Origin of the sequence: Streptococcus sp. SG2 (assembly GCF_030439925.1) — a bacterium.
GTDB classification, from domain to species: domain Bacteria; phylum Bacillota; class Bacilli; order Lactobacillales; family Streptococcaceae; genus Streptococcus; species Streptococcus gordonii.
Window position 1 is genome coordinate 663,424 of record NZ_JAQFJD010000001.1, and the last position, 24,411, is coordinate 687,834.

The 24,411-nt window shown below is 40.0% G+C and carries 23 protein-coding genes and 1 pseudogene; 3 read left to right on the forward strand and 21 right to left on the reverse strand.

Annotated elements, in window-relative coordinates; translation table 11 throughout:
- Positions 1–109 precede the first annotated feature (109 nt).
- Positions 110–1,054 carry a bifunctional oligoribonuclease/PAP phosphatase NrnA gene (locus tag PCY09_RS03195; RefSeq protein ID WP_061601847.1) on the forward strand — a complete coding sequence of 315 codons (945 nt, stop codon included), beginning with the start codon at positions 110–112 and terminating at the stop codon, positions 1,052–1,054.
- 98 nt (positions 1,055–1,152) lie between these two features.
- On the forward strand, positions 1,153–1,395 hold the full coding sequence (locus PCY09_RS03200) for a type B 50S ribosomal protein L31 (protein ID WP_002895374.1): 243 nt from the start codon (positions 1,153–1,155) through the stop codon (positions 1,393–1,395).
- 154 nt (positions 1,396–1,549) lie between these two features.
- Here PCY09_RS03200 and PCY09_RS03205 read toward each other — a convergent pair whose 3' ends face one another.
- The gene (locus tag PCY09_RS03205) at positions 1,550–2,989 is read right to left on the reverse strand and encodes a CAP domain-containing protein (protein WP_061601848.1); all 1,440 of its coding nucleotides are present in this window, start codon (positions 2,987–2,989) and stop codon (positions 1,550–1,552) included.
- Between the two features lie 223 nt (positions 2,990–3,212).
- Positions 3,213–5,228: a hypothetical protein gene (locus PCY09_RS03210; RefSeq protein ID WP_061601849.1), complete on the reverse strand. Its 2,016-nt coding sequence runs from the start codon at positions 5,226–5,228 to the stop codon at positions 3,213–3,215.
- Between the two features lie 801 nt (positions 5,229–6,029).
- On the opposite strand from PCY09_RS03210, the gene PCY09_RS03215 reads away from it, so the two are divergent.
- The gene (locus PCY09_RS03215; RefSeq protein WP_061593768.1) at positions 6,030–6,902 is read left to right on the forward strand and encodes an N-acetylmuramoyl-L-alanine amidase family protein; all 873 of its coding nucleotides are present in this window, start codon (positions 6,030–6,032) and stop codon (positions 6,900–6,902) included.
- A gap of 89 nt (positions 6,903–6,991) precedes the next feature.
- Here the strand turns inward: PCY09_RS03215 and PCY09_RS03220 are convergent, their stop codons facing one another.
- The 19 genes and pseudogenes from PCY09_RS03220 to lepA form a co-directional block, all read right to left on the reverse strand.
- Complete coding sequence (locus PCY09_RS03220; protein WP_125392222.1) at positions 6,992–7,282, reverse strand: cupin; 291 nt, start codon at positions 7,280–7,282, stop codon at positions 6,992–6,994.
- Between the two features lie 60 nt (positions 7,283–7,342).
- Complete coding sequence (ldcB, locus tag PCY09_RS03225) at positions 7,343–8,059, reverse strand: LD-carboxypeptidase LdcB/DacB (protein WP_061593777.1); 717 nt, start codon at positions 8,057–8,059, stop codon at positions 7,343–7,345.
- A 113-nt stretch (positions 8,060–8,172) separates the two neighbouring features.
- Positions 8,173–8,487, reverse strand: a complete 315-nt coding sequence (locus PCY09_RS03230; protein WP_082245457.1) for a rhodanese-like domain-containing protein — start codon at positions 8,485–8,487, stop codon at positions 8,173–8,175.
- Positions 8,480–9,448, reverse strand: coding sequence for a zinc-binding alcohol dehydrogenase family protein (locus PCY09_RS03235; protein ID WP_061601851.1), 969 nt, complete (start codon positions 9,446–9,448; stop codon positions 8,480–8,482). Before PCY09_RS03235 ends, PCY09_RS03230 begins: the two co-directional genes overlap by 8 nt.
- Positions 9,449–9,624: 176 nt before the next feature.
- Positions 9,625–10,074 (reverse strand): MarR family transcriptional regulator, encoded by a 450-nt coding sequence (locus PCY09_RS03240; protein ID WP_061600760.1) that lies wholly within the window; start codon positions 10,072–10,074, stop codon positions 9,625–9,627.
- 161 nt (positions 10,075–10,235) lie between these two features.
- A pseudogene (locus tag PCY09_RS03245) lies at positions 10,236–10,561 on the reverse strand (TfoX/Sxy family protein).
- A 54-nt stretch (positions 10,562–10,615) separates the two neighbouring features.
- A complete protein-coding gene (locus tag PCY09_RS03250) occupies positions 10,616–11,104 on the reverse strand; it encodes a prolyl-tRNA synthetase associated domain-containing protein (RefSeq protein ID WP_061600763.1) in 489 nt (162 codons plus the stop codon).
- A gap of 12 nt (positions 11,105–11,116) precedes the next feature.
- Entirely contained in the window at positions 11,117–11,701 is a 585-nt protein-coding gene (locus PCY09_RS03255; RefSeq protein ID WP_045634594.1) for a uracil-DNA glycosylase family protein, read from the reverse strand.
- A gap of 52 nt (positions 11,702–11,753) precedes the next feature.
- Positions 11,754–13,157 (reverse strand): dipeptidase PepV, encoded by a 1,404-nt coding sequence (gene pepV / locus PCY09_RS03260; protein WP_061601853.1) that lies wholly within the window; start codon positions 13,155–13,157, stop codon positions 11,754–11,756.
- Positions 13,158–13,202: 45 nt separating this feature from the next.
- The gene (locus tag PCY09_RS03265) at positions 13,203–13,808 is read right to left on the reverse strand and encodes a nitroreductase family protein (RefSeq protein ID WP_012000291.1); all 606 of its coding nucleotides are present in this window, start codon (positions 13,806–13,808) and stop codon (positions 13,203–13,205) included.
- Positions 13,809–13,922: 114 nt separating this feature from the next.
- Positions 13,923–15,587 carry a hypothetical protein gene (locus tag PCY09_RS03270; protein WP_061601854.1) on the reverse strand — a complete coding sequence of 555 codons (1,665 nt, stop codon included), beginning with the start codon at positions 15,585–15,587 and terminating at the stop codon, positions 13,923–13,925.
- 13 nt (positions 15,588–15,600) lie between these two features.
- Positions 15,601–16,440, reverse strand: a complete 840-nt coding sequence (locus PCY09_RS03275; protein ID WP_125392219.1) for a metallophosphoesterase — start codon at positions 16,438–16,440, stop codon at positions 15,601–15,603.
- A gap of 257 nt (positions 16,441–16,697) precedes the next feature.
- The gene (locus PCY09_RS03280; RefSeq protein ID WP_008808949.1) at positions 16,698–17,243 is read right to left on the reverse strand and encodes a hypothetical protein; all 546 of its coding nucleotides are present in this window, start codon (positions 17,241–17,243) and stop codon (positions 16,698–16,700) included.
- Between the two features lie 170 nt (positions 17,244–17,413).
- Positions 17,414–19,249: an excinuclease ABC subunit UvrC gene (uvrC, locus tag PCY09_RS03285; RefSeq protein ID WP_061583493.1), complete on the reverse strand. Its 1,836-nt coding sequence runs from the start codon at positions 19,247–19,249 to the stop codon at positions 17,414–17,416.
- 42 nt (positions 19,250–19,291) lie between these two features.
- On the reverse strand, positions 19,292–19,981 hold the full coding sequence (locus PCY09_RS03290) for a YjjG family noncanonical pyrimidine nucleotidase (RefSeq protein WP_061583494.1): 690 nt from the start codon (positions 19,979–19,981) through the stop codon (positions 19,292–19,294).
- Between the two features lie 243 nt (positions 19,982–20,224).
- Positions 20,225–21,058, reverse strand: a complete 834-nt coding sequence (locus PCY09_RS03295; protein WP_061583496.1) for an AraC family transcriptional regulator — start codon at positions 21,056–21,058, stop codon at positions 20,225–20,227.
- Between the two features lie 196 nt (positions 21,059–21,254).
- Positions 21,255–21,749 (reverse strand): YkgJ family cysteine cluster protein, encoded by a 495-nt coding sequence (locus PCY09_RS03300; protein ID WP_045773754.1) that lies wholly within the window; start codon positions 21,747–21,749, stop codon positions 21,255–21,257.
- Positions 21,750–21,838: 89 nt separating this feature from the next.
- On the reverse strand, positions 21,839–22,474 hold the full coding sequence (locus PCY09_RS03305; RefSeq protein ID WP_061601857.1) for a hypothetical protein: 636 nt from the start codon (positions 22,472–22,474) through the stop codon (positions 21,839–21,841).
- A gap of 44 nt (positions 22,475–22,518) precedes the next feature.
- On the reverse strand, positions 22,519–24,342 hold the full coding sequence (gene lepA / locus PCY09_RS03310; RefSeq protein WP_061601858.1) for a translation elongation factor 4: 1,824 nt from the start codon (positions 24,340–24,342) through the stop codon (positions 22,519–22,521).
- Between the last annotated feature and the right edge of the window lie 69 nt (positions 24,343–24,411).

Sequence of the window (24,411 nt, forward strand, 5' to 3'; positions counted from 1 at the left end):
TCCAAAATATCTTCTATTGATAATTATAGCACATATTTTTCATTTTAAAAATAGAAATCTTGTGTTACAATTAAACAATAACTCTAAGCAAGAAGGAACGATTTTTTCTATGACAATTCAACATCAAATTTTACAAAAGATCAAGGAATATAAAACGATTATCATTCATCGCCATGTAAATCCTGACCCTGATGCTTTAGGTAGCCAAGTCGGCTTACAAAAGCTCCTTCAGCTAAATTTCCCTGAAAAAACAGTTAAGGTAACTGGATACGATGAACCAAGTCTAACCTGGCTAGCCCAGATGGATGATGTCTCAGATCAAGATTATGAAAACTCCTTGGTTATCGTATGCGACACTGCTAATACAGCTCGAATTGATGATAAACGTTATCCAAACGGATCCTTTTTGATTAAAATAGACCATCATCCTAATGACGACGTTTATGGTGATTTAGCGTGGGTTGATACCAATTCAAGTAGCACCTGCGAACTAATTTCTTTATTCGCTTTAAACAATCACCTAAAAATGGATGCATATATCGCTAAACTCCTCTACGCTGGAATTACTGGTGACACGGGACGCTTTCTTTATCCCGCTACTACCGCTCGAACCCTACAAGTCGCTAGTCAATTAAGGGAATATCCCTTTGATTTTGCTACGCTGGCTCGGAAAATGGACTCTTTCAGCTACAAAGTTGCTAAGCTGCAAGGCTATGTTTACGATCATCTTGAACTTGATGAAAATGGAGCAGCACGTGTCATCATCACTCAGGATTTACTAAAAGCTCACCAACTTACAGATGCCGAAACTGCAGATATTGTCGCAACTCCTGGTCGAATTGAGGACGTCAAGTTGTGGGGAATCTTTGTTGAACAAGAAAGCGGTCATTTCCGTGTACGATTGCGCAGCAAATTCATTCCAATCAATGAAGTCGCAAAAAATCATCATGGCGGAGGACATCCCTTAGCTAGTGGTGCTAACTCCTATTCGCTAGAAGAAAATGAAGAAATCTTCCAAGAATTAAAAGAATTAGCGAAAAAGCAAAGAAAATGAGCGAAAAGGCTTGTCAAAGCAAATGAAATTTGATAAACTATCAAAGTAACTAATCTATGGCTCGCAAAGAGACCATGGCAGAAAGGAAATTTTTTAAAATGAGAAAAGATATTCACCCAGAATACCGTCCTGTTGTCTTCATGGATACTTCAACTGGTTACCAATTCCTTAGTGGTTCAACTAAGCGTTCAAACGAAACAGTTGAATTCGAAGGGGAAACTTACCCATTGATTCGTGTTGAAATTTCATCAGACTCACACCCATTCTACACTGGACGTCAAAAGTTCACTCAAGCAGATGGACGTGTGGATCGTTTCAACAAAAAATACGGTCTCAAATAAGAACATCTATTCAATACATTCGATTATTGAATCCAAACCATTTCCGATTAATCGGAAGTGGTTTTTGTTTTTCCTTTAGCAATTTAAAACTTCCCCCTTCTAAAAGATGGAGGAAGTTCTCGGTTAAAGGAATAGACCATTAAATTCATTTATTTTATTTATAATTAAACACCCAATAATATGTACCATCACCTGCTTGTACACAGGCAGCTGCACCTTCTTTGGCATCAGGATTTAGAATCAATTCTCTATTTCCTGAGTTTAGCCATTTGTTAGCAACTACATCAGCATTTTCTTCCCGGCGGAAAGTGATACCAGCGCTACTATCATAATTGACAGAAAGTTTCTGAGCTGTTGGTAAAGATTGATTGTTATAAAGTTCATCAGACCAAGTTAGTTCTTGTAAGCCAAGTCTTCTACGTTCCGCATTTATTTTTGCAAAAGCTGCTTTAGCCTTATCAATATTTGGGAAGTTTGAGTTTTCAGTTTTTTCCACACGATAAATAAACTTCACATGGCCAAATTCTGTTTTTTCATATCCTTTGACGCTACTTGTCAAATAAGCTGTCAAAACGTAATCTCTAGCCCAAGCATGATCCACTGCTTGATTAAAGACATCTTCTTCTTCAAGTTCATATGTAACCTTACAGTCATAGCCTGCATTATCTATCATTTTTGGTGCCAGATGTTGCTGAACATAAGAGATGAATTCTTCCTTGCTCTTGAAAGGAAGAGGATCTCCTGCTTTACCAGTACCAACTAGATTTTCTGAGTATAGTTTAACTGTAGAAGCATTATCATCATAATTATATTCATCGTCCTTTGGATTGGAATGATTATTTGGATCAAGAGCCGGATCGTTTGGATCCGTTCCGTTAAATAGTTTCCAGCGGTCGCCCATCCACTTGTAATATCCATCGATACCATCAGGGTTTTCGTCTCCAAGATGGACTCGGTAATAATAGGTGCCGTTATCATCTACAAAGCGAGGATCACTCTTCATCCGAGGATCATCAGGTCTGTAAAGAGGTTTTGGCAATTTACTATAATCTATATTTGGATTTGGTGCCCAATCAGGCTTCTCTGGCTTAGGTGTTTCAGGATCTGGCTTAGGATCTGGAGTTGGATCTGGAGTTGGATCTGGTTCTGGAGTTGGATCTTCTGCTTTCTTAACATAAACCCACTTACCATTTTCATAGTAATAGTACGAACCATCATCCAATACATAATAGTGATAACCATTTTCATAACGATAATGGGGATCATTCTTCAGTTTATTAAAGCCATCTTGGTAATAGAGTTCCCACCTACCATTCTTGTAGACATAATAGTCTCCGTTTTGGTTTTTATAGTAGTAATTTCCATTCCAATAAAAGACATTATAGTTATACCAAGGATTGTAATAACCAGGGTATCGACCGTAATTATAGTTATTTCTGACGCGCGGATTATAATAGTTAAATCCTGGACGATAGCGAGAATAAAATACGTCATTATGTTCCTCTGCCTGAGCAGTATTTGTAGCAAGAAAAGCTAATACTAAGGCAGAACTAAACAGCATCGCTCTTGATAGATACTTTCTTTTTGATTTCATTACTTATACTCCTTTGTAATAAAAACAATGATAGTCTACTCCTCCTCTATATAATATTCTATCCCCATCTGATCTCTTAGTCAAACAAAAACATAAATATTATCCTATTCTTTTTGTGTTTTTTTGCATATATACTATTGAAGTTTTTGAACAAAAATCCCTTAAGAATTTAATCTTAAGGGATTTTCTAGTTAATTAAGTGAAATCATTAGGAAAAGATTGATTATTTGTAGTTGTAAGTCCAGTAGTATACACCGTTTCCATCTACGACTGTCGCTACAGCTCCTTCAGTTACGTTTGGATCAAGAAGCAATTCTCTCAAACCGCTGTTTGCCCATTTCTTAACGACAGTAGCTGCATCTTCGTCACGACGTCCGACAAAGCCTGTGCTATCGTACTGACGTGAAATCTCGTTTACTTTCGGAAGTGCTTGGTTTTGATAAATATCTTCTGACCAAGTCAACTCTTTCAAACCTTGAGCCTTACGAGTCTCATTGATTTTAGCAAAAGCCTCTTTCGCTTTTGAAACATAGTCGTAGTTTGTATCGTTTGTCGCTTCAACACGGTAAACAAACTTCACATAACCAAATTCTACGTCACTGTATTTCTTATCCTCAACACCACTCTTGAGGTTTGCAACCAAGACATAGTCCTTAGCATATGGGTTTTCTTTGGTCTTATCAAAGATATCTGCATCTTCGATTTCCCACTCAACTTTAGCATCCCATCCAGCGTTATCAAGGAATTTAGGATTCATTTTTTCGATAACGTATTTCTTGAACTCTTCAACGTTCTTGAATGGCAATGGTTGACCAGCTTTGGCAGTAGTTACCAAGTTTGTTGAGTAGAGTTTCACGCTAGAGTTTTGATCACTGTACATGTACTCATCGTCAGCAGTATTTTCGTGAAGTTTTGGATCAAGAGCTGGATCGTTAGGATCAGTCATACCTTGAAGTTTCCATTTTCCACCAATCCACTTCCAATATGGTGAATAACCTGTACGCTCTGAGTTAGATGGTACATAGTAGTAATGCGTGCTACCATCGAAGTAGTAGTTTTTATCATTCTTAAGGGCTTTATCACCTGGTTTTCCTGGTGGGTAAACCAATTTTGGAGTTTGTCCATTTGGTGCCCAAGCTAAATGTTCCAAACCTTCTGCTGGTTTTTCAACATAAGCAGGGATTTGGTTTTCACTAGGTTCGTCAGTTGTCACCAATCCTGAATTTCCAGGTGTTGCTGGCTGTTCTGGTTGTGCTGGTTTTGGATCTTCAGCTGGTTGCGCTGGTTTTGGATTAAATGGATCAAACTCACTATCAGCACCGTTAATTGGTGGATTTTCTGGTAAATCAACACTTGGAGTTGTTGGTTGTTCTGGTTTTGGTTCAGCAGGTGTAGTAGGCTCTTCAGGCTTATCGCTAGGCGCTGGAGTTGGAGCCTCAGGTTGTGCTGGAGTTGGAGTTGGAACTTCAGGTTTTGGATCCTCTGCAGGTTGTGCTGGTTTTGGATCTTCAGCTGGTTGTTCTGTACTTGGAGTTTCCGGCTGAGCTTGAGGTGATGGAGTTGTTGAATTGTTGGTTGAATTCTTAACCAATACCCATTTACCATCTTGGTAATAGTAATAGTCACCATTTTCTAATACATAGTAATGGTAGCCATTTTCATAACGGTAATGAGGATCGTTTTCCAAATTGTTAGATGATGAGTTGTTGTTGCTATTGTTTGTCAACGGTTTCCATTCACCGTCACGGTAAATACGGTAGCTACCATCGTTCATACGGTAGTAGTGATTACCATTCCAGTAGATATAGTTTTCATCGTTTACTAGGTTATTGTAGTTGTTCCAACCATTGTAACCATAATTATTGTAGTTGTAACCATAGTTATTGTAGTTGTAATTTGGATAGAAATAATCCCAAATATTAGAACCTAAATAGTAGTTATTGTAACCATAGCCATAGCCATAACCATAACCATAGCCATAGTTATTGTAACCGTAGCTATAGTTGTTATAACGATTGCTACGACGATTGCTGTGGCGACTAGTACGGTTGTTAGTTACTGTATTACGGCGACTTGTGAAGCCAGTATTCCAGTAATTAACACCTGGTTGGTATAAGTTACTATAGCGAGAACTATAACCATAGTAGTCAGCGGCCTGAACAGTATTTCCAGAAAAAGCTGGAATCACTGCTGCTGCAGCTAAAACTGAACAAGATAAAAATCTTAAACGTTTCGACATTATAATAAACCTCCAAAATCATTCATTTATCTTTTAGAATGATCTTATATTTTAGACGTGCCATGACAAAAAATAATTCTTCAGTAAATAAGACATCTTGGACATAAAATCTTTAGATCAACATCAATCATATTTTAATCAGTCAGTTTCACGTAAACTTTTGAGACAAATAATTTGACAGATGAGAAAATTCGCCCGACATCTATATTGCTAAAAAATTCTTTTTTATGCATATTTCACATCGACCTAAACTATAACACAAAAATTTAGGCAAAGCAAGAAATTTGTTCTTATTTTCAAAATTATTTTTTTAATATTGTTCTTAATCTAATTCTATTTTTTATCTATGTTCGTTTTTGTTTTATTTTACATGCAATTTTCTGATATTTTAAGAGTTAACCCTATTTTTTATTTGTAAACAAGACAGTAAGCGCTTTTATGGTTTGATCTGTGAAGCTATTTCATACAAAAAGGTATTATAGCTATAAATCAGTGTTTATTTTTGTTTTATACATGAAACAAAATATGATTTTAATATATCACTAATTTTTGAAAGATTTGTTATTTTAAATATTTATCTAAAATAGAAGAATATTACATTCTTATAAATACTTATTTTAAGGCCATCTAGATAGACTCGTTTATTTTTGCTTACAAATGCAAATAATAAATATGCTTTAATAAATTAGATATTTCTGTTTGTTTGAAGAATAAAAGAAAATATGGTATCTTAACTGCAGTAACACTTCTCTCTGTGAAATTTTTATTTCACTTCAGCTGAAACCTTTGAAGGAGGAAAAAATGAAACGTCGCTCGCTATTCCTTATACAACTTTTATTGTTAGTTGGTCTATTAGCAACTTTAGTGACACAAGATGGTATTTCTGTTCAAGCCCAACAGATTCGACCGCAAATCACTAATCACACAGATGGACAGTGGATTAAAGATAAGAAGGGTTGGTGGTACAAATATCCAGATGGTAGTTTTCCCAGAAATCAATGGCAGCAAATTAATGGAAGGTATTATTTCTTCAACGTCAACGGCTATATGCTGACTGGCTGGCAAGAATTAGATGGTTTTGGATACTACAAAGAAAGATCTTGGTATTATTTCGACCCAGAAAATGGAGATATGAAAACGGGATGGCAGAATATCAAAGGTAAGTGGTACTACCTTGATCCTGCTGAAGGTTACATGCTAAATGGAGTCCAGCAGATTGGTGAAAACGGTGAATGTTATTATTTCCATGATAAAAATGGGGATATGCAGACTGGATGGCAACAATTAACAGGTGCTGGTAACCATGAAGGGCCAGCCTGGTATTATTTTAATCCAACAGACGGAAGCATGCTCACAGGCTGGCAAAATATTCAAGGAAAATGGTATTATTTTCAACCGATTGATGGCTATATGCTAACAGGACTTCACCAAATAGGAGATGATGGAAAATCTTATTATCTTAATCCAGTAAACGGGGAAATGTTAACTGGTTGGCAACAGGTCGCTGACGAATGGTATTACTTTGCTACTGAAGATGGATCCATGCTATCAAATGCTTGGCAGGGTTCGTATTACCTTAAAGAAGATGGGAAAATGGCTCACAGTGAAACTCTTCTAATCAATGGCAAACAATATACCTTTAATGAACAAGGTCTTGTAACTACCAATCCATAACTAGAAGATCCACTTCTCTTTATTTAATCCACCTTAGAACTCGATTAAAAAAGAAGTCTGATGTAAAACATCAGACTTCTTTTTTGTTTTTAATAAATCAATTGCTGAATGACTAGGACGTGACTTTCTTCCACACCATATAAACTGTGCAGTTCATTGGGTTCCATTGTAAGAAAAGTTCCTGGAAGCATTTGAACAGTTTCTCCTAAAGCAGTAAAATTCACCTTACTTTCCAAGCAAACTACTGTCACTAATGCATCAGCCTTATGTTCAGGAATTTCCTTCCCCTTTGCCAAATGAAGATGACGGATCAAACGACCCCTTTCTTCGACGGGAGTTTCAACAACATCAATTGATGTATCAATTTTGTAAAACTTCATAAATCTGTCCTCCTTGTTTTATTTTATAATGACCTATAGAAAAGACGAAGCCACATTCGATCAATCTTGATAATCTCCTCCGGTAATACCAAAGTATTCTTCTAATGATTTACCTGAATCAGCAATCTCCTTAGCTTCTTGTCCAATATAACGCAGATGCCAGCTTTCTGCCATATAGCCTGTTGAAGTTTCCTTACCTTTTAAGAAGCGCACAATGAATCCATAATTGGAAGCATTGTCCAAAAGCCACTGACTGGCACCAGGTTCTTCCAGCAGATTTCCTTCTGTATCAATCAGGTCAAAGGCTAAACCAGACTGGTGTTCACTGTATCCAGGTCTGGCTGAATAACGATCGGCAGCCTCCTTTCCATCTCGATTGACATAATTTTGGTAAAGTTCTAGCTGAGTATCATAACTACGGAAGCCACTGTATTGGTCACTGACAGCATATCCAGCAGCTTGCATATCCGCAATCAACTTAAGTAAAGCTACTTTGGCAGTAGGATTTTCTCCAGGATTGTAATGAGAAGAGAGAGGGTACTTTTTATTTACAATCAGGATTTCCTCATACTTTCCTTGTAGACTATAATAACTTCCATTATAAGAAAGACTAGTATCCTTTTGTTTTTCGGTTATTTTCTTATCTTTTGCTTGATTTTCTACCTGTTGAGTGTCCGAAGTCGATCCCGAGGTTTTGGAATTATCTTTCTTATCAGAAGAACAAGCAACTAATGTAAAAGCAGAGAAGGCAAGCAATAAATAAGCTATTGTTTTCATTTTCATGGAAAAACCTCCATTCACAAAGCATGAAAAACAAGAGAAATTCTTAACTACATTCTACAAAAAGACCTCCAAAATTTCAATAAATTTTAGTAGTCTTCTGAAAATTTCTATTGCGTCAATTCATCAGGATAAGCTTCGACTCCGCCCTCCACATTGGTCACTTGATAACCTTGGCCTTCCAAAAATTCACACGCCCGTGCAGACCGACCTCCTTTTTGACAAATAACATGGTAGGAAATCTCTTTGTCCAAGCTAAGATAGTTTTCTGCCAAGCCACTAAGAGGCAAATTTCGAGCGCCAGCTATATGCCCATTTGCAAACTCATCTACTTCACGAACATCAATCAATTCAATCTTTTCAGTCTGTAAAAGACCTTGTAATTCTTTTGCACTAATCTTTTTCATCATGCTCCTCCTATTTATTTTCGTTGATAATCACAACCTTACCAAAACCTGTCTTCCCTTCAATATAAGCATGAGCTTCGGGCACTTCTTCCAAGGAAAAAACGCGCCTCGGGGAAACATCTACTTGGTATCGGTCAATATAGTCAAACAACTCATCCATCAATTCTTGGTTGACTTGAGCTGAGTGAAAGGTCGTCATAAAACTATTATTCTTTATTTCTTCAATTGGGTTAAAGCCTTCTAGCTCCCACTGTCCTCCTAAGAGACCAGTTACACAGATAATTCCGCCCGGAGCAATATGATCAAATGAATCCTTAATAGTCGATGGACCTACCAACTCTAGAATTTTATCGAACTGCTCTTCGGTCTCTAACCGACCATCCTGATCAATAACAATGTCATCATAAGCCTGGTGCTTAAGCAAAAATTGTTTAGAACCACTTCGAACCGAACCAAGGATATGAACGTCAGGAAACTGAGCCTTGACGAGGCGAGCAAACGCTAGACCAACACCACTGGTTGCCGCCCGAACTAAAATCTTATCTTCGGGCTTAATATGCAAATTTTTTAAAGATCCAAGAGCTGTATAATAGGTCTCGGGAACTGCAGCTAACTCAGCCCAAGGCAGACTGGTTTCGATAGGATAAACTTGGTCATTTGGCAGGAGAACGTACTCAGCATATGAGCCATCGTAAGCTCGACCCATTTCTCCCATGATGGAAACTACTTTCTGACCAATCTCTAAATCTGTCCGAGTCGTCTCAGCTACCTGGCCAACACATTCAATGCCTAAAATTCTAGGGAAGCTAACACTAGGTGACAAGCCTTGCCGTGTAAAGATTTCTGAATGATTTATTCCAAATCCTCTAACCTTAACCAAAGTCCATCCTTCTCGTAATACAGGAATAGGTCTCTCTTCTAATAGAAGTTTTTCTGGTCCTCCCGGATCATAAATAACAATAGCCTTCATTTTTTTCATAGGATCACCTCCCTTTTTCTGGATAGTGTAACTAATCAAACTTAGACTTAACTTAACCGGCAATGCTTATGGTGGAAACCAGAAGCTATAAGAGACACTGGAAGGCATTTTATATTTGAATCCATCACCACTATACTAAGACTTCTTTTAAATTCCAGATAGTACTATGGTCTCGCTCATACTTCTTCTTTTTCAACTCGCTCCAAATTCAGCAGAATTTTTTCTAGACAACTTTCAAAATCTTTTGCTTCTTCTGGTAAAAAATCTTGATATATGATTTCTGTCATTTCCTTAGAAATTCGATCATAATCATCTTTCAGACTCTTAGCATGATCTGTCAAACAAATGACTTTCCTGCGCCTATCCTTTTCATGGGGACAGCGTTCAACCAGATTCATCTCCATCATCCGCTCCAACATCTTAGTTAGAGTGTTTAGTGTAAGCCCTGTCTTGTTTGCTAGTTGCGTTTGGCTCAGTCGATCTTGCTGCCACAAGGCATGAAAGATTCGTCTCTGTTCACCGTTAAAATCCTGAATCTCTTGGTCTAGTAATATCCGATTCATGAGTCGGTTGGATAATCTGTGGATCTTCCCGATATAAAAGTCACAGTTAAGCTTTTTAGTCATTTCGCTTCCTTTATAATATTAATATATATAAGTGTTTTCTAATTATATTAAATAGAATAATAGCTGTCAAAGATTTAGTTTCCACTGTAAAACACTTACAATCCTGTTAAGAAGCATTTCATTATGACAAAAAACTAGTTTGATCAGAAACTGGTTTATTACTACTTATTTTTTCTTTTAGCTTTTGGGGCGGGAAGCTCATCAAACATAGCTTTAAATAAGGTGGTTAGGTAGTCTTTGCTGTCCACATTGTCTACTAATAGCATTTCTTTAGCACCTGGGTAAGGAGACACCAGCACAGCTTCAGGTATATATATTTCTGAGCCGATTTGACTGGTTTGACCAAGAGCCGATCATCATAGATACCACCAATTATTTTCTCCTTGTAATAAAGGATGTACTCCCCCATCATGGCCCGATAGCTGACCCCATCTAAATCAGATAACTGCTCCAAGATAAAAGTCAAATATTCCTTGCTCGACGCCATATTCTCAGCTCCTTTCTTGTTTCAACGAGTCCGAAATCCCAGCAAAATGCTTGGCTAAAGCTCCAGGACTTCATAAGAATATCCCAAATCTTGCAGGAACTTAAATAAATCTGTTGTCGAGATAAAGATAGTCTTTTCATTGGTATTGGGATGGAAAGTCATGATATCCTCTGATACAATGTCCTTATCAAAATAAACTTGAATGTCCTTCTCCTCATTGTTAAGCAGGCCAAAAGGCGATACCGTTCCTGGTGGCAACTGCATTTTTTCATAGAGGGAATCCGCTGAAGCCATACGAATTCGGTTGGCTGAAACTAGCTCTTTAAACAAGTCCATATCCAGACTTTTCTTGTCATCCATAATCAGAAGATAATATTGAGTTTTCTTCTTGTTGGTCAAAAACATGGACTTAGTCCGAACTCCTTCCATGCCTTCAATATAGCTATCTGCCTGCTCTGTCGTAAATGCAGGTGGGTGCTCTACCACATCAAAGGTAATCCCCAACTCTTGCAACTTATTAGCCACTTGTTGATAAGCATCCATAGTTTTTCTCCTTTATTGATGAATAATCTTTTGCACCAACGCTTGCAATTCTGGCACAACTTCTGCCTCAAACCAAGGATTTTTAGCCATCCAGATTTGGTTGCGGGGAGAAGGGTGAACTAGTGGAAAATACTCTGGCAAATAGTTCTTAAAATGATGAACCCGTTCAGTTACCTTGCCACTCACTTTCTCATGAAGATAGTAAGCCTGGGCATATTGTCCAATCAAGAGGGTCAACTCAATATCCGGACACTCCTTGAGGAGTTTAGGATGCCATTTTTCAGCAAAGCCTTTGCGAGGTGGTAGGTCACCTGATTTTCCATGCCCTGGGAAATAAAAGTCCATGGGAATCACTGCAAACAAACCAGAATTGTAAAAAGTATCTTCGTCAACTCCTAACCACTCCCGCAGACGATCACCGCTTTTATCCTTCCAGTAAATGCCAGCAGCTTCTGTCTTCATCCCAGGAGCTTGTCCGATGATATTGATACGGGCAGTCTTTGGGGCTGCAAAGAGAGGTTCGATTCCTTTATCCGTATATTCTTTATTTTGAGGATCTGCCATAATGGCTTGTTTAATAGTTTCAATCTTTGACATAAGAACTCCTTCTATGGAAAAACTCAGCCAGAAAAACTGGCCGAGTAGTGGATTATTTGATTAGTTCGTAGATAGCTTCCGCATAAATAGCCGCAGCACGGAAAAGGTCTTCTACATCTGTAAATTCATTAGCTTGGTGCATGGTGTTGACATAGTCTGGGAACATAGCACCAAAGGCAACTCCACGTTTCAAGAGACGACCAAAGGTTCCACCACCGATGACTTGCTCATGTCCTTTAAGACCCGTTTGTTTTTCGTAAACACTCAAAAGAGTTGCTACCAATTCATCATCTGTTGGAACATAGTGCGGAGTGTGACCGTGCTCAGACAAACTCACTGATACAACACCAGTGACTTTTTCAAGACCAGCTTGAATCGTTTTTGGATCAGTACCTTGAGGGTAACGGATGTTCAGAGCAATAGTATTGTCAGCCTTAGAACTGTCAAAATGGAAGACACCAGCATTCATGCTAAGAGCACCCATTTTAGCATCCGTATAAGCAATTCCTAACTTTTCACCAGTAAAGTCCTCGTGCAAAACTCGAGCTGCTACTTGCAAATAAGCCTTGGCATCACCACCAAAGTCAAATTGGTTCAACAAGAGGGCCAAATAGGTTCCACCATTGATCCCATCTTCGGGAGTTGATCCATGGGCAGATTTCCCAATGATCGTAATGGTATAGGTTTCTTCATCAACAGTTGAGATTTCGTACTGAAGTTGGTGTTCCTTGGCAAAGGCATCTAAGAGACCAGCAAGATCTGGTAATTGTCCGGATACAACTGCTGTTGCAGACTCTGGCACCATATTTTCACGGAGGCCACCTGTAAAGCTATGAAGTTTAGCATTCCCAGTATTTTCATTTCCAAAATGGAGGTACTCGGTGATATTCCCTTTTTCTCCGTTAATAATTGGAAATTCCGCATCTGGTGAAAAACCAAAGTCTGGTTCAGGCAGACCAACATGCTTGAAATAATAGTCCATGTCTTGCCAACCGGATTCCTCATCAGTCCCCACCACAAAGCGAACGCGCTTAGATACAGGCAATCCTAAATCTTTGATAATTTTCAAACCATAGTAACAAGCCATAGTTGGCCCTTTATCATCTGATGAACCACGCGCATAAAGTTTACCATCAATGATTTCAGGTTTGTAAGGATCTGTATTCCAGCCACTTCCAGCAGGGACCACATCCATGTGAGCAAAGATTCCCAGTTCTTCTTCACCCTCACCAAAAGTAAAGTGACCAGCGTAATTGTCTACATTCTTGGTTTCATAGCCATCGCGCTCAGCGATTTCTAAAAACTTATGTAGGGCTTGAACAGGTCCAGGTCCAAAAGGATGCTCCTTGTCCGCCTTGGAGTCATCCCGCTCTGAGTTAATTTCCAAAAGGCTGAACAGATCGGCCAAGAGAGCTTCTCTGCGTTTTTCAACTTCTGCTTTAAAATCAATTGTCATTATATTACCCCAATCTCTAATTCGATTTAAATCAATACAGCTGTATCAACGTTTTTCAATGATTTCGTCAACTGGCAAACGATAGCTAGGCTCTAATTTGTCATCAGTATAACCAACCGTAATCAAGAGTTCCGGACGGAAACGCTCATCAATCTCCAAGACTTCATTAATCTTAGATTTATCAAAACCTAAAATAATGTTGGATCCTATGCCCTGGTCAGTCAAAGCCAGAACGAGATTCATAGCTACTAAACCAGCATTGAGGGCCAAGTAATCACTCTTTTGTTGGTCGCTATAGCGAGCAAACTCAGCTGGTAGATTTTGCATGTAGAATTGAAGTTGCTCGTCAGAGAAATTCTTAACTCCAGCCACACGCGCAATCTTACGAGACCGCTTGGTCAAATCTGTATCCGTAAAGAGGGCTATGGTTACTGGTGCTTCTTTAACCTGATCTTGGTTAGAGCCGAAAGCAATTTCTGCTAAGTCTTGATTGCGCTCTCGTACTACTACAAATTTCCATGGCTGGCTATTGTGGGCACTAGGTGCCAAAGTCGCAATTTCAATCGCTGTACGGACATCCTTTGGATCCACCGGCTTATCATTGAAATGCTTGGTTGCGTGACGCTTTTTATTGAGTTCTAGAAATTTCATAGGTCTCTTCCTTTTCTTAATATACTAGCTTCATTTTATCATATTTTGTAAGAGTTTGCAGAGGTTTTTCATTCTCTATAAGATAGGACTATCAGCTCTTGCCACTTGCTAAGGTTATTCTGTAGCAGAAGTTTCGCTTTCTCCATTCTGGCTACTTGAATCTCTTAAGCCCTTTATCAAATCACTATAACTAGAGCTTCTTTCTTGCTCAAAGGCCTTGTTTAGATTTTGATCAATCTTAGGTATCTCTACTTTTGGTTCAGGCTTGCGAAGGGTTAATTCAATGGCCCCTAGAAAAAGAACAATAAAAAGCACCAAGAATGTCAAACCTGTCTCCTTTTTAGGAAGACGACTTTCCTTGGTCGGAAGACCTTTCCAACGAGGATACTGCTTCAAAAATCCATTGATCTTCAAGCCAGTGATATAGAGTGTCAAAAAGCCATACACGGTAATAAAGAGGAGCGAAAAACTATGAACCGAAACCCGACTAAACTGAATCCTCATTTTAAAGGCTTTATAGCCTGCTCCAGTCATATAAACTTCTATGACAAACGCCATAATTATCAGGATAAAGAAAATCAGAAACTGCAGTTTCCACAATTTTCTCAGTCCTAAATAAACTTCCTTGTCTGCTTTTTCTTTCGCAAGCGCCTCGTTCTTTTTTCTTGCTTGAGTTTTTATTTTATGAATTAGTTGAGATTTACTCTTATTAGAACCCGATGGCTTTTGTTCCTTTTTTAGATGACTAGCAAAATATGTCTCTGCTGTCTTTATTACCTTTCTAAGATTTTCCTCAGTTAACTCATAGGGATAACCAAATAAATCCCAATAATTTTTCAAGTCTGCTTTATTTGGCCTAGTCACGTGAAGATAAAAATGCCTGCCGATCAAAGTAATAGAAAAGATTGCCGAATAAAAGTTGGATTTTGCAAAAAAATCAACCTCATAAAGACTACCATCCTTCATCATCTTAGTCGTTTCAAAAAAAGAAACGTCCTTTGTGAAGCTTGTGCTGATAATCCTCTGTACTTGTAAAACCTTTACCCCTACAGTATCAGGCCTAAGAGGAGCAGACAAAATAAGCTCGGAGACAGACATTGAGTCAATTAAATTTTCTTCATCTTTTTCCAAGTTAGATTCTAGAAATTCCTTAAATTGACTCAAGAAAGAAGCCATATTTGAGGAGGTTAAATCGATCGGCTGATGCAACTGCAAACCTTGATTTCCTATGTCGGCCTTGAGAGGAAAAATATCTTTCACGATAAAGTGTTGTTCTGTTAACTCAAGTGTAAAAGAAGCCTGGTAGCGAGGCAAGATATTCGTGATAAGAGCTTTATAATCCCCATCCTTTTGGTCAGATTTTTCCCAGCAGTTGGTTCTCGTTTTCCCCTCAAAGATATTAGCAATCATTCTTTCAATGCCTTTAGACTTCAGTTGGACATTTCTAGGACTTAGAGGTTCGGAAAAAATCAATTCTGGTTGATCTAGATAGAGCTTAATTCTTTCCAGTCCTTCCTTTAGACTTTCGCGATCATACTTATACTGAATCGCGTATTTTTCCTCTCCCCACTTTAGTATCAGATCACTACCATCAACTAAAATATCTAATCTATCCCGATAGTCCTCAAGCTTTATCTCAAATAAAAATATTGGACAATAGGGTCCCAGAATATTCTCTTTAATGTCTAGTATTTTGAATTTGTCTATATAAATACTCTGAAGTTCTTCTCGAATATCTTGTTCCAAATGATCTCTATGTTTATCAAAATTTAAGGTCATCTCTCTTTAACTTTCATTTTTTTATTTTCTGAAGGAAATCTTTGACCTCCTCCACATAATCATGTTGCTGAATCAAGGAAGTTAAAAGTTCCTTATTATGTCCTGGATAGTTATCTTCACGTCGTAGTTCTTCATACATTTCAATAAAGGGAAGTCCTTTTTCTTTGGCCAATTCTAACTCCGCTTCATAGTCATAAGCTACTTTCCTGAACTGAAGATTCACCATTTCTCCATCTTCAACCTCTATGATCGCATATTGAGCCCTATGATTTTTCAAAGCTTGCCAATCAAAATAGGGCATTCCAATCGTTCCTGGATTGATGATTTGTTGTCCTTGACTTCCATAACGAAGCAACTGCTTGTGAACATGACCGTAAACGGCTATATCCGTTCCATCATCCAGCAAATGATCAAAATTTGAAGTCTCATTTGTCACCTGTAAAGCTCCACCGTAGTTTTTATCAGGTAAGTTATGACTAAGTGAAAAACGCAAACCATCCACTTCAATCTTGTCAAGAAGTGGCAAACTTCTCAACCAGTCGATATAGCGAGTATCAAGCCGTTCCATCAAATACTGAGTAAGGCGCAAAAGTTGTACTTCTTGAGGGTCTTCCAAGCCATAGACACCATCTGAAGCTTCTAAAACGCAATCATCCCAATTTCCACGGACTGCTACAGCGATTGGCAGTCCTTCCAAAAGGTCCATCAAATCATTTCCACCAGGTCCAGGAAGAAAAAGATCACCCAGAAGCCAGTATTCGGTTGCCTCTAGCTCTTTGGCATCTGCTAAGACTGCTTTTAAGGCAGTCGTATTTCCGTGTATATCAGATAAAATGGCAATTCTTTGTTTCATGCTTGCTCCTTAAGTAAATGACTGTTTAGTTTGAATCTAGTATATCAAAAACTGACTGAAAACGTGAAAACCATCCTCTGGGTGGTTTATCTTCCAGAACTTATGGATCATTTTAGAAACGGTATAGTTTATGATTTTTTCTCCTCACCAACAATCATAAGTTCATCTACTTCTTATGTGTCACACGCTATCTCTTTTATAACTATTAATTTTAAGTACAAAAAAAGCAGGTGACAATCACCTACTTTGTTGAGATATTATTGTCCAGAAATAAGCGGAGCAAGAGATTTATAAGCACCTTCAATAGCCTGCTTCATAGCATCACGTCCTGTTTTCAACTGTTGAAGAAACAGGTTACGACTTTGTTCTGGAACTACTGTATCATCCGGACCAGCGGCTGAAAGTGTATTGTTAAATGTTTCTCTTGAAGTTTCCATAGACTCAATTGCTGGTTGGACTTGTTGATTGTATGCTTCTTTTCCAGCTTCTGGAACTTTATTACCGATTTCGGTAATGTATTTCTTATAGTTGTCAATCAACTTACCAAAAAGAGCTTTCATATCGCCAATTGTTTTAGCATTGTCAATTTCTTCATCTGTCAAAAGAACAATTTCTGGAGTTTTTAGATCAGAACTAGCTGTTTTTGATGAAGTTTCAGAGCTACTTGATGAACTCTTTGAAGTAGAAGTTTTTTCTACAGAACTTGAAGCTTTATCAGAAGATTCTGAAGTTGATTTTCCAGAACATGCTGCTAAAGTTATAACCGATAAAAGCGCTACACTAGCTGTAACAATTTTTTTCATTAGTGTCTCCTATTAATAAAGAATAGGAATATTATATTATAAAATTATTTCAATGTCAAATTATTTCGATATCAAATATTCTAAGCCTTCTAATGCTTACTTCACATTGCTTGAATTTTTCTCCATTCTATAACTAAAGATTGTTTACACTGTCTTCATCAGAAATCTGTTTATTCTATTTCTGCTTGTGGCTCTGCCACCTCTCGCAACCGTGCTTGTTGCTGCTCCTGAGTTTTCAGATTCAACTTTTCTTGCACTGCTTCAGCGACTGCTCGTGGTACGCCGACTTCGACGATCTCGTCAACACTGGCTTCTTTAATCTTGGTTAGAGATTTGAAGTGTTTCATGAGATTTTGCTTGCGTTTCGGTCCCAAGCCTTCAATACCATCTAGCTGCGATGAAAAGGAATTTTTAGAGCGGAGCTGGCGGTGGAAGGTAATAGCGAAGCGGTGGACCTCATCTTGGATACGCTGAAGTAGGAAAAATTCCTGCGAATTGCGGGATAATTCTACCACTTGCAAAGGATCGCCAAAAAGCAATTCATGAGTCTGGTGCTTGTCATTTTTTTGCAGTCCAGCGATGGGAATATCTAGTCCCAGCTGATCCTGGATAACTTCTTTAGCGATATTCACTTGACCTTGTCCACCATCAATGACAATCAAATCAGGCGGAGTCAGTCCATCCCGAATCACCCGACTGTAGCGTCGCTTGATGACCTCTCGCATACTGGCGTAGTCATCAGGTCCCACCACAGTCTTGATCTTATACTTGCGATAGTCCTTCTTGCTTGGTTTACCATTGACAAAGACCACCATAGCTGATACAGGACTGGTCCCCATGATGTTGGAGTTATCAAAAGACTCGATGCGAACTGGCGTCGGAATGTTGAGGAGCTGCCCTAGATTCTCAATAGCACCTTGAGTCTTTTCAATTGATTTCTCCAAGAGGTCAAACTTCTGCTGGAGACTAACTCGGGCGTTTTTGATAGCCAGATTGACCAGCTGCTTCTTCTCGCCTCGCTGAGGCTTAAGCACCTTGGTATCCACCATGGCTCGGACAGCTTCTTCATCAATATCTGCCGGAATCAAAATTTCATTAGGCTTGAGGTGGGATTTTTCCTGGTAGAACTGGCCGATATAGGTCAAGAAATCCTCGTCCGGATCATTGTAATAGGGAAAAAGGTTGACATCGCGCTCAATTAGCTTGCCCTGGCGGACAAAGAAGACCTGTACGCACATCCAACCCTTATCCACATAGTAGCCAAAGACATCGCGATTCTGCAAATCCTTGGCCATGACCCGCTGCTTGGTGCGCAGCGTGCCAATGGACTGAATCAAGTCGCGGTACTCAGCTGCCTTTTCAAACTCCATAGTTTGCGCTGCGCCAGCCATTTTCCCCCGTAAATCCTCAATAATCTGGTCATCCTGTCCCTTGAGAAAGGCCGCTACCTCCTGGGCTAGTTCCTTGAAATACTGGCTGTCTACCTGGCAAATAGTGTGGGCCTTGCACTGTCCCAGATGGTAGTAAAAGCAGACCTTTTCAGGCGGATTGGTACACTTGCGGAAAGGAAAGAGCCGATCTAAGAGACGCTTGATTTCATTGGCCGCACCGACATCCGGATATGGACCAAAATAAAGCCCACCGTCCTTTTTGACTTGGCGCGTGATGATTAGGCGCGGATAGGTTTCATTGGTGATCTTGATAAAAGGATAGGACTTATCGTCCTTGAGCATGATATTGTACTTAGGCTTGTTTTCCTTAATTAGATTAATCTCAAGAAGCAAGGCCTCAATGTTGGACTCGGTGACAATAAACTCAAAATCGACAATCTCTGATACCAGAGCCTCCGTCTTGGTATCATGGCTTCCGCGGAAATAAGAACGAACCCGATTGCGAAGATTCTTGGCTTTACCGACATAGATAATGGTACCGTTTTTATCTTTGTGAATGTAACAGCCGGGACTGGTCGGCAACAGTTCCAGTTTTGATTGGATTAGCTTATTCATAGGTCTATTATAGCAGAAAAGAGGCCGAACCGCCTCTTCTTATTATTGTAACAACAAATCCAACAAATCTTGATAAGACTGAAGGGTATAGGTTGGTCTAGCCTGTGTTTGGTTAGTAACCCTCTTCGGATTATACCAAGCCGTATCAATCCCTGCATTGTTTCCACCGGCAATGTCAGCAGTCAACGAATCTCCGATCATCAAAGCCTGGCTCTTCTCAAAAGCTGGTATTTGCTCTGCTATTTTTTCATAAAACAAAGCTTCAGGCTTCTGTGTCCCCATCTGCTCCGAGATAAAGATATGGTTAAAATAGGGTGAGATGTCGGAATGGGCCATGCGACCAGTCTGAATAGCTGTGATGCCATTAGTCGCTCCGTAAATCTCATAATCAGCTGCTGTCAGACTGTCCAAAAGCTCGCTTGCACCAGCATAGGTTTGTCCTTGCTGAGCAATATGCTGCTGATAGAGAAGGGCCAGCTCGGCCCCATCCTTCTCAATGCCAAAATGAGCAAAAAGACGAGAAAAGCGCGTATTGACCAGCTCCAGCTTGGTGATTTTCCCCTGTTCCAAATCCCGCCAAAGCCCCTTGTTCATGGGAATATAATAGTCTTTGTAGATCTGAATCTCCGTCACGCCCTGTTCCTCCAAAAACTGAGTCAGGGCAATGTCTTCTGCCGTATCAAAATCCAGCAGCGTATGGTCAAGGTCGAAAAGTAGAAATTTATATGACAAGGTCGAAATCCTTTCTGCATCTTTAGTAGGTTTATTATACCACAAGCCACAAAAAAACGAGAGTGGGACAGAAATCGGTAATTCGTTAGAATTCGATTTCGTCGTCCCACCTCCGCACAGTTGAGTTGGGCTGTAAAAGCTGATGGAATCAGCGTAGTAGAGCCCACTCAACCACTGCGTCTTGCTCGACAATCCAAAGACAATTGAGAGGCTAGGACTTTTGTCCCAGCCTCGATTCACATTTTATTTCACCACTGGTATCCAGAGTTCCATTTGATAGTCTGGCAAGGACATGTCTCCCTCGGTGTAGACTTCAAAATCTGGTGCTCCTGAGTGGCGATAGCCAGTTTCTGGGAAAAAGACTTCCAAGACATATTTCCAAGCATGGTGAATGCTGGCTGGTATAGCCCCCTTGACTGGTACGATAGCATATTCAGCTTCTGCTATTTCTTTGATTGACAGACCTAGTTCTTCTGCTTTGGCTTTATCCTTCACATCATAGGCAGCCATATAGTTGATGATTTCGCCTTCTTTGACATCCGAGCAGACGCCAAAGGATTGGCCACTGCCCAGACTCTCCAGGCTTTCAAAGCTGTGATTGGCATAGAGCTGCTCCCAGGCAGATGGGCACTGGCTATTGTCAATAGCTTCCAATAGGATGCCTGCTACGGTAAAAGCAGGTTTCTTTTGAATCTTGATATCCATGTTCTTTCCTCCTGTAATCTTTAAGGATAATTGAAGTCTAGGAAAAACCCGATAAGGTTTTCCATTTCGAACTTCTGAGGGAGTCGCACCATGGAATTTCTTGAAGGCTGCGCTGAAGGCATCCGAAGAATCATAGCCGTATTTGAGTGCTATATCAATGACTTTCTCAGAGCTTTCTCGCAAGTCCGTCACAGCTTCAGACAGTCTGCGATTGCGCAAGTATTCTGCTAAAGTCATATCTGCTAGGATGGAGAAGAGCCTGCTAAAGAGAGCATAAGAATAGCCTGATAGCTGCTGAAATTTCTGCAAATCCACTTCTGCGTCTAACTTACTTTCCAGGTATTCCATGGTTCGATTGAATTGATGCATCATATTCTTTTTACCTCACAAAAGATACTAAGGCCGTTAAAAACAAAGTGAAAATAGGAAAATTGGCGGAGGGGCTCCTGCTCCGAGAAAATTTTATCTTTTTCACACAACTTTTAGACCGTGTTCAATTCTAACTATAGTCTAACAGATCTCAGATACTTCCACCCTAGAATTTTTGTACAAGATTTAGAGGGGGATGTTACAACCTATCCCGCAGTTTCTCCACAAAGAGATAAGCCGCTGGACAGGTCAGAGTATTTTTGATTGTCAGATGATTAATCTGATGAATCTTCTTGCGGTCTGTGTGAGGGAACTCGCGGCAGGCCTTGGGACGGACATCGTAGATCGAGCAGAGATTGTCTCCACCTAAAAAAGGACAAGGCATAGACTTGAAGACCTTGTCACCGTCTTCGTCCACCTGTAGAAATTCCTCTTCAAAAGCCGGAAGCTTCATCTTAAAATACTTGGCAATACGGACAATATCGGCTTCCTTAAAGTCTGGTCCCAGCGTCTTACAACAATTGGCGCAGGCTGTACAGTCGATCTCTTCAAAGACCTCATCATGAATTTGCTGGGCAATCTTATCGAGGTTTTTTGGTGGTTTTTTCTTGAGACTGGCTAAAAATTTTCGATGCTCTTTCTGCTTTTGCAGGGCTAGTTGGTGGTACTTTTCAAGATCGATTTCTTGAGACATATTTTACTTTCTAATTATCTTTTTAGTGTTTATCATCAACACATCAAAAAATGAGATGACCCTCAGTCAATCTCATTTTTCTGAGTCTTTTAGATCTTAGCATTTGAATTTTTTTCGTCGAGACTCCATGTATCCTTCATGTTTTCCAAGAAGTCATTGATAGTTTCTTTGTCACCTTCAATGGACAGTATATAGACTTTATCATCCTTTTGGAAAACCAATGTATTAGCAAGTTGTCCTGACTTCAAGATGATGTTAAGTTGAAATGCTTCTTGGCCAGATACGGTATTCTTAGTTCCCCACATCTTTTCAAGATTATCTTTTTGACTCCAATTATAAGCTACACGTTGAGCAATCGTTTCTGCATTGAAGGTCTCACCCTCACCTACTTCTGCCTCTGACTTAGAAATAGCATTCATAGTAACGATATTATAGGTAGAGCCATCGGTATATTGAACGAGTCCCTCAACATCTACATCGACAAATTTAACCCAATTACTAGGAATATCGATATAGCCAAACTCAGGAGAGCCAACTCGTTTTCTTTCTTGATTGTCTTTGCTCTTGCTTTCCTTAGAAGAAGAGTCTGAACTATCCTTTTTCACTTGAACACTTGAACTGGTCGATGAGCTCGTTTGTTCACTTTTTTGTTGAGATTTTGCACAAGACATAAGTGTAAGTGAAGTCAATACAAGGACTGCACCAAGTAAGTACGATCGTTTCATGATTTTCCTCCTTTTTGGAACATGTTACCTATGGATTTAAGAGATTATTCATCATCCATACTCAGGACACTGAGGAAGGCTTCTTGTGGGACTTCGACAGATCCGATAGCTTTCATCCGTTTTTTACCGGCTTTTTGTTTTTCTAGGAGTTTGCGCTTCCGGGAAACGTCACCACCATAACACTTGGCCAAGACATTCTTACGCAGGGCCTTGATGTCAGTCCGAGCCACGATTTTCTGTCCGATAGCGGCCTGAATAGGTACTTCAAACTGCTGACGAGGAATGATTTTCTTGAGCTTGTCTACAATCAGCTTACCGCGCTCATAGGCAAATTCCTTGTGAACGATAAAACTGAGAGCATCAACCTTGTCACCATTGAGGAGAATATCCATTTTAACCAGCTTGGATGAGCGATACTCGGAGATTTCATAGTCAAAGCTAGCATAGCCACGGGTAGAAGACTTAAGCTTATCAAAGAAGTCAAAGACGATTTCAGCAAGCGGAATTTGATAGATGACATTGACCCGATTATCATCGATATAGTCCATAGTCACAAAGTCACCGCGCTTGCGCTGAGCCAACTCCATCACAGCTCCGACAAATTCCTGTGGCACCATAATCTGCGCCTTGACATAAGGCTCCTCGATGGAATCAATCTTAGTCGGGTCCGGAAACTCGCTCGGATTGGACACATCAATCGAGGCACCATCCGTCATATTGACCTTATAGATAACGGACGGCGCCGTCATAATCAGATCAATATTAAATTCACGCTCCAAACGCTCCTGAATGACGTCCATGTGCAGCAAGCCTAAGAAACCACAACGGAAACCAAATCCTAGCGCCTGTGATGTTTCTGGCTCAAACTGCAAGCTGGCATCGTTTAGCTGAAGCTTTTCAAGCGCCTCGCGCAGGTCATTGTATTTATTGGACTCGATAGGATAGAGACCAGCAAAAACCATCGGATTCATCTGCTTGTAGCCGTGCAGAGGTTCTGCGGCTGGATTATCCGCCAAGGTCACTGTATCTCCGACTCGGGTATCCTGTACCGTCTTGATAGAGGCAGCGATATAGCCGACATCCCCTGTCGCTAAGAAATCGCGTCCAATAGCCTTAGGCGTAAAGATGCCAACCTCAGTCACGTCAAAGGTCTTGCCATTGCTCATGAGCTGAATGGTGTCTCCAGGCTTGACCACACCGTCCATAACCCGTACTTGCAGGATTACCCCACGATAGGCATCATAGACTGAGTCAAAGATTAAGGCCTTGAGTGGTGCTTCTACATTTCCAGTCGGAGCCGGAACTTTCTCCACAATCTGCTCTAGAATATCTTCAATCCCGATACCAGCCTTGGCAGAAGCTAACACAGCTTCGCTAGCATCCAGTCCAATCACATCTTCAATCTCAGTTCGTACTCTTTCGGGGTCCGCAGCTGGAAGGTCAATCTTATTAATGACTGGTAAAATTTCCAAGTCATTGTCCAGCGCTAGATAAACATTTGCCAAGGTCTGCGCCTCGATCCCTTGAGCAGCGTCTACGACTAAAATAGCCCCTTCACAGGCTGCCAATGACCGTGATACTTCATAAGTAAAGTCCACGTGTCCCGGAGTATCAATCAAATGGAAAATATAGGTCTCCCCGTCCTTTGCGGTATAATTGAGCTCGATAGCATTGAGCTTGATGGTGATACCACGCTCGCGCTCCAAGTCCATGCTGTCTAAGAGTTGGGCCTGCATTTCCCTGCTAGAAACAGTCTCAGTCGCCTCCAAAATCCGGTCAGCCAAGGTTGATTTGCCGTGGTCAATGTGGGCAATGATGGAGAAATTGCGGATCTTCTCCTGACGTTTTTTCAAATCTTCTAAATTCATTTTTCTCATCCTTTTAGGGTATTCTATTTATTATAACACAAGACCCGCGATTTTTCCTATAGACTCGGA